This window comes from Maridesulfovibrio sp. (genome assembly GCF_963666665.1).
Classification (GTDB): domain Bacteria; phylum Desulfobacterota; class Desulfovibrionia; order Desulfovibrionales; family Desulfovibrionaceae; genus Maridesulfovibrio.
In genome coordinates this window covers 1392811-1406126 of record NZ_OY762999.1, presented here as the reverse complement: position 1 = coordinate 1406126, position 13316 = coordinate 1392811, and the positions used below count along the sequence as shown (strand labels likewise).

At 43.5% G+C, this 13316-nt stretch carries 11 protein-coding genes; 10 read left to right on the top strand and 1 reads right to left on the bottom strand.

Annotated elements, in window-relative coordinates; translation table 11 throughout:
* Positions 1–28: 28 nt before the first annotated feature.
* The 5 genes from ACKU40_RS06290 (at position 29) to ACKU40_RS06270 (ending at position 6143) form a co-directional block, all read left to right on the top strand.
* Positions 29–460, top strand: coding sequence for a hypothetical protein (locus ACKU40_RS06290; protein WP_320175663.1), 432 nt, complete (start codon positions 29–31; stop codon positions 458–460).
* A complete protein-coding gene (locus ACKU40_RS06285) occupies positions 444–2000 on the top strand; it encodes a methyl-accepting chemotaxis protein (RefSeq protein WP_320175662.1) in 1557 nt (518 codons plus the stop codon). The genes ACKU40_RS06290 and ACKU40_RS06285 overlap by 17 nt, the downstream gene beginning before the upstream one ends.
* A gap of 440 nt (positions 2001–2440) precedes the next feature.
* Positions 2441–3745: a response regulator gene (locus tag ACKU40_RS06280; protein WP_320175661.1), complete on the top strand. Its 1305-nt coding sequence runs from the start codon at positions 2441–2443 to the stop codon at positions 3743–3745.
* The gene (locus ACKU40_RS06275; protein WP_320175660.1) at positions 3732–4922 is read left to right on the top strand and encodes a HAMP domain-containing sensor histidine kinase; all 1191 of its coding nucleotides are present in this window, start codon (positions 3732–3734) and stop codon (positions 4920–4922) included. Before ACKU40_RS06280 ends, ACKU40_RS06275 begins: the two co-directional genes overlap by 14 nt.
* A 105-nt stretch (positions 4923–5027) precedes the next feature.
* Positions 5028–6143, top strand: coding sequence for a Fic family protein (locus ACKU40_RS06270; RefSeq protein ID WP_320175659.1), 1116 nt, complete (start codon positions 5028–5030; stop codon positions 6141–6143).
* Positions 6144–6188: 45 nt separating this feature from the next.
* On the opposite strand, the gene thiM is transcribed toward ACKU40_RS06270, so the two are convergent.
* Positions 6189–6989 (bottom strand): hydroxyethylthiazole kinase, encoded by an 801-nt coding sequence (gene thiM / locus ACKU40_RS06265; protein ID WP_320175658.1) that lies wholly within the window; start codon positions 6987–6989, stop codon positions 6189–6191.
* 460 nt (positions 6990–7449) lie between these two features.
* On the opposite strand from thiM, the gene ACKU40_RS06260 reads away from it, so the two are divergent.
* The 5 genes from ACKU40_RS06260 (at position 7450) to ACKU40_RS06240 (ending at position 13247) form a co-directional block, all read left to right on the top strand.
* Positions 7450–8187 (top strand): class I SAM-dependent methyltransferase, encoded by a 738-nt coding sequence (locus ACKU40_RS06260; RefSeq protein ID WP_320175657.1) that lies wholly within the window; start codon positions 7450–7452, stop codon positions 8185–8187.
* A gap of 115 nt (positions 8188–8302) precedes the next feature.
* Positions 8303–9835 (top strand): ABC transporter substrate-binding protein, encoded by a 1533-nt coding sequence (locus ACKU40_RS06255; protein ID WP_320175656.1) that lies wholly within the window; start codon positions 8303–8305, stop codon positions 9833–9835.
* Between the two features lie 76 nt (positions 9836–9911).
* The gene (locus tag ACKU40_RS06250; RefSeq protein ID WP_320175655.1) at positions 9912–10841 is read left to right on the top strand and encodes an ABC transporter permease; all 930 of its coding nucleotides are present in this window, start codon (positions 9912–9914) and stop codon (positions 10839–10841) included.
* 10 nt (positions 10842–10851) lie between these two features.
* Entirely contained in the window at positions 10852–11682 is an 831-nt protein-coding gene (locus ACKU40_RS06245) for an ABC transporter permease (protein WP_320175654.1), read from the top strand.
* Entirely contained in the window at positions 11679–13247 is a 1569-nt protein-coding gene (locus ACKU40_RS06240; protein WP_320175653.1) for an ABC transporter ATP-binding protein, read from the top strand. The genes ACKU40_RS06245 and ACKU40_RS06240 overlap by 4 nt, the downstream gene beginning before the upstream one ends.
* Positions 13248–13316: the final 69 nt, after the last annotated feature.

Sequence of the window (13316 nt, the reverse complement as noted above, 5' to 3'; positions counted from 1 at the left end):
AACGTAAAGTGTGGTGCATGGAGTATTTATGAGTATCAAAGCTAAATTAATGTTGGTGTTTATGACATCGTTTCTGGGCCTTGTCGCAATATTTGGCGTAAATTATTGGGGTGACAGGGTTATTGAAAACAGTCGTAAAGTAGAGATGCTTGCAAATGAAGGGGTTGAATTGTTTCTGCAGGCGAGAAGGCAGGAGAAGAATTTCCTGCTGCGTATGGATTCTTCCTCTTTCGATAAGGCTATTAAGCATGCAGGTGATTCGGCAAAGAAAGTGAAAGAGGTTGAGCCTCTTTCTCCTGAATTGAAAGAGACTTGTGTGAAGGTTGGTGGCTTTGTTGATGCCTACAAGAAATATCTGACTGAAGTGTATAATCACTATGTATCAAAAGGGCTTACCATGAACGAGGGTCAGCGTTGGAATTTTATTCAATGCGGCAAGAAACATGGAGGAAGCTTTTAAGGAAGGCACAATCAATTCCGAATTGTTGATTCTTGTCCTTCAGATGCGCAGGCAGGAGAAGAACTATATAATCCGCGGTGGTGAAACCCCGGTTAAGCGTGTTGATTCCATGATCATGCGGATCAGGGATGAGGTGCGTGAGTCCTTTCCCGAAGAGCGTGCCAAGACTCTGCTTACAGCTCTGGATGATTACAGCGAAGCCTTTCATAAATATATTGCGCTGGAAAATTCCATAATAAAGCTCAAGGCAGAGCTCATTATGTCCGCCCGGGCGGTGGAACCTTTATATGATAAAATTCTAAGCGTCAGCTCCGAAAGACTGGAACATGATTCTGCTGTAATCGGATATACGGTTATAGCTATAGAAGTGACTGTGGGTGTTGCGGTCCTGTTCATACTGCTTTGGGTTATGCTGACGGTTTCATCTTCGCTGAAAAGGTTGGGATCGTACGCCAAGTCTGTGGCCGGCGGTGATCTTGATTGTGAGCCGGATGGGCAATTTGCTTCTGAATTACTGGAGCTGCGCGATGTTCTGGTCGGTATGGTAGGCAAACTCAAGGAAGGTATTGATGAGGCCCGATCCCTAGAACAGGATGCCGTAAATCAGGCCGCTCTTGCGGAAAAGGCTAGGGATGAGGCTGTGGAGCAGCAGAACTATACTCTTTCGCTTATGGAAAAGATTACCGGAGCGTCTGCTCGGGCCGAAGCAATTGTACACCGGCTGACCTCGGCTTCAGCTGATTTAAAAGTCAGGACTCAGGCAATTGCTGATGGTGCTTTGGAGCAGCAGGGGCATATGAATGCCTCCGCGACAGCTGTGGAGCAAATGCATCTTACCGCCAGAGAAGTTGCAGAAAATGCGGAAGGTGTTTCTTCCACCGCAAATGATGCCAGAAAGGAAGCCGGTGGCGGAATTGAAGTTGTCTTTAGGGCAAGAGACGCAATGAGTATGGTCTCCGGGACGGTTTCGAGTCTTGAAACAGATATGGTCAGTCTCGGAACCGAGATCGAGTCTATCGGTGAAGTTGTCGGCGTAATTAACGAGATTGCCGATCAGACAAACTTGCTGGCCCTTAATGCCGCCATTGAAGCTGCCCGTGCCGGGGAAGCCGGAAAAGGCTTTGCCGTGGTCGCTGACGAAGTTCGTAAGCTGGCCGAGAAAACAATGGTAGCGACCAAGGAAGTAGATAAGTGCATTTCTAGCATTCAGGAACGGACTCATGAAAATATTGAGGGGGTCAAGAAGGCTCTTGCATTTGCGTGTTCTGCTGATAGTGAAGTCAATAATTCCGTGGATGTTTTCAAGCATATTCAGGGGTTATCTGATGACGTGGCTGAAAAAATCGAGGGTATAGCACTGGCAGCAACCCAGCAGTCGGTTGCATCCAAAGATATTGAGAGGACTGTTTCGCATATTGCTCAACTGGCGGAAGGTTCAACTGATAGCGCCCAGCAGTCTGCCTGTTCAATTGCCGACCTAGCAATGATGGCAGAAGAGTTACAGGATGCCATTGTACAGTTGAATTCCGGTAGCAATTAGGATTATCCGTACTCAGATAAAACCTTAAAGTATAAAAATTAAAGCAGCCCTTGTTATTCAATGGAATAACGAGGGCTGTTTTGGTTTTTGTGAGATGGCGGGGGACATCGAATTGGTGTTGTATTCTTTTGATATATATCGCTTTTTTGGGTTGGGAAAATTGGTGTACTCGTGTGGGTACTCGCGGTGGGGTGGGAATGTTTATGTAACATCATTAAAAGTAGGTTTTGTGTATAATCGTTGAACGTTTACCTTGTCTGATTATATTTGTTATTGGGGGCGCGTTGGTAATGTATAGATAATTTATTCATTTTGTCGTATAAGCCATTTGTTTTCATAAAAATAGCATTTTATTCGAGAGTGCGGTTTTGTTTTTGTGATTTGAAATATATAATTGGCTATATCGCCTAGTGTCATATGATTTAATTAATGAGGAATTTATGGAATCTAACGTTAATAAGTTTTCGTTGTTGAAAGATTTGTCAGACGAACAAATGCAAAACTTCGTAACGATTAAGGCTCACTGTGAAAAAATCTTAGATAATTCACCCCGTTTTAAGTATTTTACTTTGCATGGCAAAGATCATATCGAAAATCTGCTTAATATATCAAATTTTATTATTGATGGAGGAATTTCATTAACTCAAGATGAGGCTTATTATCTTGCGTTATCAATATGTCTTCATGATATTGGTATGGTTGCGCCGCTAAATTCATTGAGCGATAAAGATATTTTTTCAGGAGAGCAACTTAGCGATTTGGCGAATACTGAGTTAAAAATAAGAAGGCACCACCATGATCTTGTTGGTGACTATCTTGCTGATAAAGTAGTCTTCCTTTCCTCTTTAAATATTAGTTCTGCAAGCATCTCTTTAATTGTTGATATTTGTAAAAATCATAGAGTTGTGGATCTTTCTCAAGAACAAGGTTTCGCTAGAAGAATCGGTGCCCTTCTTAGATTGATTGATGAATTAGATGTTGGGCCGGGAAGGGCTCCAATTGCGGTTTTAGAGAATTTTTATGAAGAAATGGGAGTGATTGCTTGTTGGCACTGGTATAAGCACGTTATTACTCAGGAGTGGCTTGTACGTGATAATGTTGCATATCATACTGAGAATGGTAAAAATAAAATTTTATTTAAACTGATTGTCAGACCAAATTCATCGACAAGTGTTGAATACTGGTTAAGGCAAAGCATGCGTTCTATTAATAAAGTTTTAATCGATGAGCATGTTCAAAGGATAATAGATAGTGAGTGGGGTGTTTTTATTGATGTTATGCCAGATCATTTTAGATCTAAGGCAATGTCTTTGGGCGATAAATGGGAACGCATAGAAAATATAGCGTTGTCTTCTGGTAAGAAAACTATAATGCTTATTGATGATGAAGAGAGAAAAATGCATGATATGTTTTTACCATTAATGGATAAATATCATATAATTTATTCTCCGAATGCTAAAGATGCTGCAGTAAAAATGAACGCAGTTGCAATTGATCTAGCTATAGTTGATATGCAGATAGGCTCTGGAGGGCTGTGGGCTCTTGAAGAGACTTTGAATTGCAAAACTACTGGTGTGAAAGTTTGCGAGTATATTAAAGAGAACCATCCAAAGACTCAAATTGGTATTTTAACAGGGACTAGGCATAAAGTAGAAGGTCTGGATAAAGAAAGTTTAGTGTTTTTTTTGAAAAAACCAGTTGATCCTGAGGTTCTTGAAAGGAGAATTGAAAATGTTCTCTCGTGATGAGTCTATCGTATTAGATATTAATAATTTTAATGTTTGGGATAATATACAAGGATGGCTAGATGGAATTGTCAGTGATTATAATCTAGCTGGCAGTATACTTATAAGGTGTAATAGCTCTTTTAGTGTTGAATTGTTGTCATGTTCAAATATTGAAATTGAGCCATTGAAAGGTACATATAGGAAAAATTTATTAAGCTTATTCCAAGAGTGTATAAGATATAATTCTACTACTCATTCTCATTTGCTCCCACATGATATTTTTGATGGTATTAATAGTTTCTCTAAAAGTAAAAATTTGACTCGTAGAGTTATTTATTTTCCATTTATTGTTGATGATTCTAGTTATGCAGTAATGTGTTTTTCGAAGGTGGTTGAATCAAAAGAAATTGATGAAGATTTGACAATAGAGTTAGGAGACATGGTTCTCTTGTCTCATGAAATATCAAAGACAGAAGAATATTTGGATAGATTAAATACGTTAGAGTTATATGTTAAAGAAGTTGGACACGATTTTTCAAGTTCAGTTCAATCTTCTATAACAACACTTAGGCTGATATCTAGAGGTTATGTATCTTCGCAGGAAATAGTTGTTCAAAAGATAAAGAAAGTCGAAGAAGAAATTTGGGCTGCCTATAGGAATGCTGAAAATCTCGGGATAGTGGTGGATAGAAATTATAATGTTGGTAACCCAGAATATTTTGATTTGTCTGAATTGATAGTGAATTTAGTTGAGCAGTATAGAAGTGAGGCAAATGAACGTAATATAGTGATTGATTCACAGGTTACATCTTCAAATATTAAAATTTGGGGAGATCCAAATGGAATTTCCACAGCTACAGGACATTTTTTGATAAATGCTATTAAATATGCCTTTGGTTCTTCAAGAATTGTTCTTTATCTGAATGAAAATGATAATAGTGTTGAATTAAAAATAAAGAATAAGGGTATGTCCTTACAAGAAGAAGACCGCGTAAAAATGTGGAGATTTGGTTATCGTGGACGTTTGGCACATGAACGACATGTTAACGGAAGTGGGATTGGGTTATTTACAGTGAAAAAAATTATTGAAGCTCATGGTGGGCGTGTGGAAGGCTGTAATTATGGTGATGAACATGTTGTTTTTAAATATATTGTTCCAAAGGATAAAAATTTTGGTGTAAAATTATTGTCTTAAATTTTGGTATTGTCTTTCGTTGCCTTTGCCTCAAATACTCCCTATAATCACCGCAAAACCTGCGGCGAATAACCACCGCATTCACCGCAAACAAGGGCAAAAGCAATGTGGATACACGAACATCAAGGCTGGCCGAATTTTTCATGGAACGCTGAAAAGCTCATTTCCAAGCTGGCAGACGTCCGCCATCGGCAGGGCGTACTGCTTGGTAAGATTGGGAATCTGGGCTTTGACCTGAGAAATGAGGCGGGCCTGAAGACTCTCACTAATGATATAGTTCATTCTTCTGCCATAGAAGGGGAACTCCTCAATCCTGAGGAGGTACGGTCCTCTATTGCCCAGCGTCTGGGAATCGACATTGCTGGCTTGAAACCGGCAGGGCGTGATGTGGACGGCATAGTTGAAATGATGCTTGACGCCACACAGCGATACGCGGAGCCTTTGACTAAAGATCGGCTCTGTGACTGGCACGCGGCACTTTTCCCAATGGGGCGTAGCGGCATAAAGCGGATTACCGTTGCAGATTGGCGTCCTGCGGAAGTCGGAGCCATGCAGGTTATTTCCGGGCCAATGGGACGCGAGAAAGTCCATTTTGAAGCACCGCATGCGGATCGCCTTGAAGCTGAGATGGCAAAATTTCTGGAATGGTTCGAGAGCGAAGATGATACTGATCCGGTTCTGCGTGCCGGAATAGCTCACCTATGGTTTGTTACCATTCACCCCTTTGAAGATGGCAACGGACGTATTGCGCGAACCATCGCGGATATGGCTTTGGCCCGTGCTGATGGGGCGGCGGAGCGATACTACAGCATGTCCACTCAGATTGAGCTGAAGCGCAAGGATTACTATTCCCATCTGGAACGGCAGCAGCGCGACACACCTGAAATCACCAAATGGTTGGAATGGTTTCTTGATTGTCTGAAAGAAGCCCTTATCAATGCCGAATCCACGCTGAGCCATGTACTCCACAAAGCCAGCCTGTGGGAACGGATCTCCCAGCAGTCGCCCATTAATAACCGTCAGCGGGGCGTACTTGAGCGCATGCTAGATGAAAATTTCAAGGGCTATATGAACTCATCCAAATACGCCAAGCTGGCAAAATGCTCCACAGACACAGCACTGCGTGACATCAAGGATTTGAAGGAGCGCGGAATACTGGTCCAGAACACCGGAGGCGGGCGGAGTACTAGTTATCGTTTGGATGGATTTTCCAGTGAGTGAGCAGGGTAACTAGGATTATGCTTTGGGAAAATGAGGCAGTTGGTGTTACGCCTCTACTGTACAATGCGAGAGCAAGGCCTCTTTATCCAGCGAATACAGGGCATCGAGAAAATACATCTGAAAACTGCCGGGACCGTCAGCCTTGGCAGCAGCCATCCCGCCCGCACTGTTCATGATAACCATGCCCGCTACGCCCGCATCAAATGCGGAGTCGGCCACGGCAGCACAGGCTCCGCAAATGGCGGTAGCGGTGCATCCCATGCCGGTTACTTTGGGCATTAGAGGGCTGCCTCCCCGCAACCACACAGTCTCTGTGGTGGAAACTATCATATCCAGCTCTCCACTTACGGCCACAACACAATCAAAGTGCTCAGCGAGATATTTAGCAGCTTCCTCTGCAGTCTGTGTTTCGTGCATGGAGTCTACGCCTTTGGTCTGCCCGTCCGCGCCAGCCATAGCTATAATTTCGGATGGGTTACCGCGAATAATAGTAGGGGCGACTTCCTGAAGAATCTCCGTACAGGCCTGCGTCCGGAACGAGCTCGCGCCCACGCCTACCGGATCAAAAACAACAGGCTTGGATGCCGCTTTTGCTGTCTTTCCGGCAATAAGCATGCTGGAAATCCATGGCTGGCTCAGCGTACCGATATTCAGCACAAGGCTGTTGGATATGTCTACCATCTCCTGCATCTCTTCCTGCGCATGTGCCATAATGGGGGATGCACCGATAGCCAGCAGGGCATTGGCCGTATTATTCATAACCACATAGTTGGTGATACTGTGCACAAGCGGTGCTTTGGAGCGAATTCGTTCAACAACATTCCAGGCACGGTCAAGTATAGTCATAGTCAACTCCCATATCTTCGTTTGATCCTAATATCCATCAATGACTTCATGTTCTTACGCTGAAGGACCGTTGTGGTCCAGTAGCATATTTAGAAGAATCAACTCGTTCCGTTGTGGCATAAAAGATTTAAAGGAGCGTGTGCAAGGACTTGCGATCAAGATCGTAAGTCCTTTTTAATGATTATTCCACAGGTAGGCAGGGAAGTTCCGATAAGATGGAGGCAGAACTCATTGAGATGAAAACACTTGTGTACAAACATCAAGCTTGGTAGCATGAATTTAGTATTTGTATTACTTTGCATTTATGTGGTTTAGGATCATGTAATTTGATGCTTGATTTAAAATGTATGTATCTTTTTAGTGTTACTAAGTAGCTAATTGTTCGACGTATTGCGGCCCAATATGAGTGTTGTGCTTCTCTGATGTAAGGGATTTAAAGATTTTTAAGGAATAATTTCGAATGGATAAATTGAAATGTAAGATCGAAAAATACTGGAATTGGCGAAGTTCAAGTTACGCATTAGATGTTGAGAAATCACCGGAAACGGAAAAGGCTTGGGATACGACAATAAAAACTTTGGCAAAGTCTGGTCAAAATCAAGATGCATTAGATATCGGTACCGGGCCCGGGCAACTAGCTTTTTATCTCGCCGGGGCAGGTTTTAATGTAACGGGGTTAGATATTTCCCCGGAAATGATCAATAACGCCCGGAAAAGGGCGGAAGAGATGGAGCTTTCTATAGATTTTCGTACCGGTGATGCGGAACATCTGGATTTTCCCGATAACAGCTTTGACGTCGTTGTATCCAGAAATCTTATATGGACATTGCCCAATCCTGATCTGGCACTAAAAGAGTGGCATCGAGTCTTAAAGCCCGGTGGGCGCATTATTGTTTCAGATGGTTTCTGGCAAAACCAGACATGGAAACGGTTTTATCAAATACCAATGAACCTGTTGAAGAGTGTCTTTCAAATAAACAGTAGGATCTCATTACGTTTTTTTCTTCATTACGCCAGTATGATGAAACATTTGCCTTTATATGAAGGCGTTAAAAAAAACGAAGTACAAAAGTTATTACAATGTGCCGGGTTCAATGAAGTTTCATCATGGGATATTGGGCAGTGCTTCGGGAAAAATCCTTATGCATTTGCGTTGAGTGTCAGCCCCTCGTTCTTCATCGTTTATGCCGACAAATAACTACGTTTAAAAACTCTTCCACAGAAGAGGTTTTTATTTATTCGCACGGAATGGAGTTCCTACCTGAGCGACTCTTCTATCTGTATTAAACTATTTTATTTAAGGAGATTGCACGATGCTTTCAAAAGTAAGCACGAATTTTTCTAAGTGCTTGATTGTGTTTTCTATGATGCTAGTGGTTTTGACTCTTTCCGCATTTAATGTGTCTGCTGCGCAGCCGAAAGTTGTTCGCATAGGAGACCTTTTTGCTAACACCTATACCAGCCTTGATCCTCAGAAATCATCTTTCGGTTGGTATACGTCTACGTTGGGACTTTCCGAGACCCTGTTTCGGATTGATGATAGCTATGCAGTTGTTCCTTGGCTGGCTGAGTCTGCTTCTGTTGATGGAAGTACTTGGACCATTAAACTTCGGGATGATGTAGTTTTTTCAGATGGCAGCAAGCTTACAGCTGATATCGCAGTAAGGTGTATAGAGCGTGCAAGCAAGGTAAATGAAAAGTCTCAAATGCTTAGGGGCGCGTCCTTAGCCGTCGTGGATGCGAAAACATTTACTATTTCCACTCCTAAGCTCCTGCCTACAGTGCTTAACGAACTCTGCAACGTCTATATGGCGATGATAAACCTCGACACCACAAAAGATATTGATAACGCTCCTGTCTGTACTGGTCCATTTAAGGTGGATAAATTTGATTCCGGTGTATCCACCAAGCTTGTGCGTAATAATAAATACTGGGGGGGCAAGGTAAGTCTTGATGGAGTTGAGGGACTGTACGTCGCAGACGCGGATACTCTCTCCCTTGCATTCCAAAATGGTGAGATTGATGCATATATCGGCCCCACAACCAATGATCTCAGCATCTTTTCTGCCTCTCCTGAAAAGTATAAGGTTGTCGCTATTCCTGCTTCCCGCTTGTATTATTACTACTTAAGCATGGAGCGGCTTCCGTCTAAAGAGCTTCGTGCTGCAATCAATATGGCTATTAATCCTAGTGATGTATGCATTTTACTCGCTGGTCTGGCCAGTCCCACTGTAGGTGCCTATGGTACTACTACAGCATATGGTAATATTACAAAGCACGGTTTTGACCCTGTGGAGGCGAAAAAGCTTATTGAGAAACTAGGCTATACTCTTGATGAGAATGGCTACTATGCCAAAGATGGAAAGGAAATTGAGCTGGACATCGCTTACTACGCAGCCCGTTCAATTGATAAAATAGTTCTCCTTATGCAGGAACAGTTAAGATCTGTAGGTATCAAAGCCAAGTTAAGTGTTACCGAGGATCCGGACGGCACCTATATGAGTACTGGTGACTTCGATATCGGCGTATACTGCATGACTGCGAACCCTTCAGCTGACCCTTATTATTTTATGGAACGTGTAGTCGGCGGTGGTAAATACACTTCCGGCAGGTATAACAATGCCAGAGCCAAGAAACTTCTGGAACAGCTTTATTCGGAACCTGTTGCAGCACAACGTGCTAAGCTTGCCGTTGATATTCAGCAGCAGATTGTCAACGATGAAGCTATGGGCTTTTTGGCAATCCTTAATAAGACTACGGTTATGAGAGCCGGGGTTGCAAACTGCAGTGAAAGAAACCCGATCAGTTTCTATTTTCTGAATGCCAATACCGCTATCAATGACTGATGCATAAAGCTGATATGTTCTTCAACGGCGTGTGGAATTATACTCCACACGCCTTTTTGTGTCTTACAGGTTTACTATGCTGAAATATTTCCAAAATCGTCTATTAAGGCTCATCCCTGTGCTTTTAGTGATAACGTTCATTACATTTTCTCTTATGTTCCTTGCTTCGGGTGACCCGGCACAAAAGAAGTTGATAGCTCAGGGGATAGCACCAACAGAGGAAGTGCTCGAAGCCACTCGGGAGAGCATGGGGCTGAATGATCCCTTTCTGGTTCGGTACGGGAACTGGTTATGGTGTTTCGTGCAAGGAGACCTCGGTGAGTCTTACGCAAAAGGACTGCCTGTATCCCGGCTTATGTGGAATGCAATGGGCAAAACAGCAATGGTGGCAGTTTCTGCGCTGGCACTTTCTCTGATTGTATCCATCCCACTTGGAATCTGGACCGCAGTCAAAAGAAACACAGTTGCAGATTATCTTGTCAGGTTTTTAACTTTTTTAGCCAATGCCGTACCATCTTTTCTGGCCGCTCTATTGTTGATTTATCTTTTTTGCGTGTTTCTTCAGTGGCTTCCAGTACTTGCGAAAAACAGTTTTCAGGGGCTTATCCTGCCCACAGTCGCTCTAGCCATGCCGACAATGGGTAAGTTTATCAAGCAGATAAGAGCAGAGGTGCTTGGTGAGTTAGGACAGAACTATGTAACCGGGGCTCAAGCAAGAGGGGTGAAGTCCGGTACTATCCTTGTTAAAGACGTACTGCATAATTCCATGCTTTCCATATTGACAGTTATAGGTTTTGCCGTGGGGCATCTATTTGCCGGCAGCGTTGTCATTGAGGCTATTTTTCAGTGGCCGGGAATGGGAAAGCTGGTAATGGATGCCATTACAGCCAGAGACTACCCGGTTATACAGGGGTTCGTAGTTTATATTGCCATCATTTATGTACTCATTAATTTGCTGACCGATCTAGCCTACCGTTACTTTGATCCAAGGGTCACTGAGAGTTGAGAATAACCGTATGAAAACAATACATAAAGATTTTTGGATGTGGGTATTCATCGCTATAGCCCTTTTATTGATAGTAGGAAGTTTGTTTGCTCAGCACTTTGCTCCGAATGATCCGTATGCCACGCACATAATGCGTATGCGGGAGACTCCGGGTGCTGAGTATCCAATGGGCACGGACGCTATGGGGCGTTGTGTCTTTTCTCGTCTGCTATACGGTGCTCGGACGAGTATTTTTTCGGCTCTGAGTCTGGTTTTCGTCACTGCTTCGTTCGGGGCTTTTGTGGGCATTCTTTGCGGCTATTACAGCGGTTCTGCCGATAAGGTCGTTATGCGTTTTATCGATGGCATTATGGCCTTTCCACAGATGGTTTTGGCTATTTCTGTGGCCGGTATTCTCGGAGGAGGAATGGGCAACGCAATGTTGGCAATGGGATTTGCTAGCTGGACACCATATGCCCGCCTTGCACGCAGTCGAGTCCTTTCGCTAAAAAATGAGGAGTTCATTCAAGCCGCCAGAATTTCAGGCTGTAGTGATGGTGTAATTATGGCCAAATATATTTTGCCAAATATTTTTAATTCACTTCTCACCTTTGCAACGTCCCAGATTGGTACAGTCATGCTTGGTTTTGCAGGGCTTTCCTTCCTTGGGCTCGGCGTACAGCTTCCTCAGGCAGAGTGGGGTAGTATGATCAGTGAGTCCAGAGGAATGCTGCGTACAGCTCCATGGACTGTCATGTATCCGGCTGCGGCTCTGGTTATTACTGTAATGGTATTTAACTATCTGGGGGATGCCTTGCGTGATCGTATCGACGTTAAGGATCTCGGTGAGGATCGTGTATGAAAAATACAGTGTTAAAGCTGCAGAATCTTAGCGCTGGATATAATGGAGAGGATGTCATACGAGACATTTCCTTTGAGGTAGGTACGGGAGAGATTTTCGCATTAGTCGGTGAATCTGGATCGGGTAAGTCTACCGTCTTAAAGACTATAATGGGGCTTCCGTCCAATGGAGTACGGATTTCCGGTGGGGGATTAACTTTCAATAGGCAAAAACTAACTGAGCTATCTGCTGAAGAACGTAGGCAATTGTTGGGTGAAAAATTGTGCACGGTATTTCAGAACCCTGCTACTTCTATGAATCCCATACGGAAGATACGCAGCCAGTTTCTGGATACTATGCGTAGCCATAACCGGAGTGATACTGAAAAATCTCTTGCTGCAATACGGACTGCGTTCACCAAGCTTGGGCTGGGCGATGCTGATCGGGTGTTGGATTGCTGTCCCTTTGAACTTTCAGGGGGGATGTGCCAGCGTGTGTCGCTGGCCATGGCTATGGTAATGGAACCAAGCCTTATTCTTGCTGATGAACCTACCAGTGCTCTGGACGTGATGAACCAGCGGCAGGTTATTGATGAATTTCGTATTTTGCGTGAAGAGTGCCGGGCTTCAATCCTTTTGGTTACTCATAACATCTCTCTTGCATCGCATATTGCTGACAGGGTGGCCATCATGCATCAGGGGGAGATTGTTGAATGTGGAGTTACTGGAGAGGTTCTTAATTCACCGCAGAACTCATATACGAAAAAATTGATAGCCGATGTACCCTGTGTTCGGACTGTTTATCCTGTTTATGATTATTTATCTAAGTTTCTTGAGGTGAGCAATGTAACAAAACGGTATAGTATTGCTGAACGAACGATAGAAGCAGTCAGAGACGTCGGTTTTACTCTTTCTCGCGGTGAGGTGTTGGGAATTGTGGGGGAGTCAGGGTCTGGCAAGAGCACGCTTTCCAGACAACTCTTGCAGTTAGAGAGGACGGATGAGGGGAGCATTAGATATGAAGGGGAAGAAGTTACGGCTATGAATAGGCGGAGCCTATGTTCCCTTTATCGCCGGGCACAGATGGTGTTCCAGATTCCGCTTACCTCTTTTGATCAGAATAAGAGAATTCGTGTAACCATGAGGGATGCTGTACGCAACCTCACTGATCGAAAAAGGAAAAATGCAGCGGATGAATATATCAACGAATTGATGTGCAGAGTGGGACTTACACCTGAGTTGGCGGATCGTTATCCTTGGGAAATATCAGGAGGGCAGTGTCAACGTGCAGCCATAGCCCGAGCCTTGGTTGCCGAACCTGAACTCCTTATCTGTGACGAAGCAACCAGTGCGCTCGATGTTTCTTCTCAGGCACAGATTGCAGATCTTCTACGTTCTTTGGTCCGGAAGAGTAACATGAGCATGATATTTATTTCTCACGATATTGCTTTGGTTAGTGGGCTTTGTCATACAGTGATGGTTATGAAGAATGGTCGGTGTGTGGAGTATGGTCCGGTAGAAAAAGTTATCACTGATCCAGAAAGCGAATATACTATGGAGTTACTAAAAGCATCGTCTTTTTGTTAAAAAGGTTAACTTCTCTTTCAGCTTCGAAGAAGGTTGTAGATTGTATCGCGCAGGCACAAAAAAGGCTCA

Excerpts from the sequence above, each read along its gene's own strand:
- thiM (WP_320175658.1), bottom strand. The coding sequence starts at position 6,989 with ATGACTATACTTGACCGTGCCTGGAATGTTGTTGAACGAATTCGCTCC.
- ACKU40_RS06275 (WP_320175660.1), top strand. The coding sequence starts at position 3,732 with ATGTTCTCTCGTGATGAGTCTATCGTATTAGATATTAATAATTTTAAT.
- ACKU40_RS06280 (WP_320175661.1), top strand. The coding sequence starts at position 2,441 with ATGGAATCTAACGTTAATAAGTTTTCGTTGTTGAAAGATTTGTCAGAC.
- ACKU40_RS06250 (WP_320175655.1), top strand. The coding sequence starts at position 9,912 with ATGCTGAAATATTTCCAAAATCGTCTATTAAGGCTCATCCCTGTGCTT.
- ACKU40_RS06290 (WP_320175663.1), top strand. The coding sequence starts at position 29 with ATGAGTATCAAAGCTAAATTAATGTTGGTGTTTATGACATCGTTTCTG.
- ACKU40_RS06240 (WP_320175653.1), top strand. The coding sequence starts at position 11,679 with ATGAAAAATACAGTGTTAAAGCTGCAGAATCTTAGCGCTGGATATAAT.
- ACKU40_RS06255 (WP_320175656.1), top strand. The coding sequence starts at position 8,303 with ATGCTTTCAAAAGTAAGCACGAATTTTTCTAAGTGCTTGATTGTGTTT.
- ACKU40_RS06285 (WP_320175662.1), top strand. The coding sequence starts at position 444 with ATGGAGGAAGCTTTTAAGGAAGGCACAATCAATTCCGAATTGTTGATT.
- ACKU40_RS06245 (WP_320175654.1), top strand. The coding sequence starts at position 10,852 with ATGAAAACAATACATAAAGATTTTTGGATGTGGGTATTCATCGCTATA.
- ACKU40_RS06260 (WP_320175657.1), top strand. The coding sequence starts at position 7,450 with ATGGATAAATTGAAATGTAAGATCGAAAAATACTGGAATTGGCGAAGT.
- ACKU40_RS06270 (WP_320175659.1), top strand. The coding sequence starts at position 5,028 with ATGTGGATACACGAACATCAAGGCTGGCCGAATTTTTCATGGAACGCT.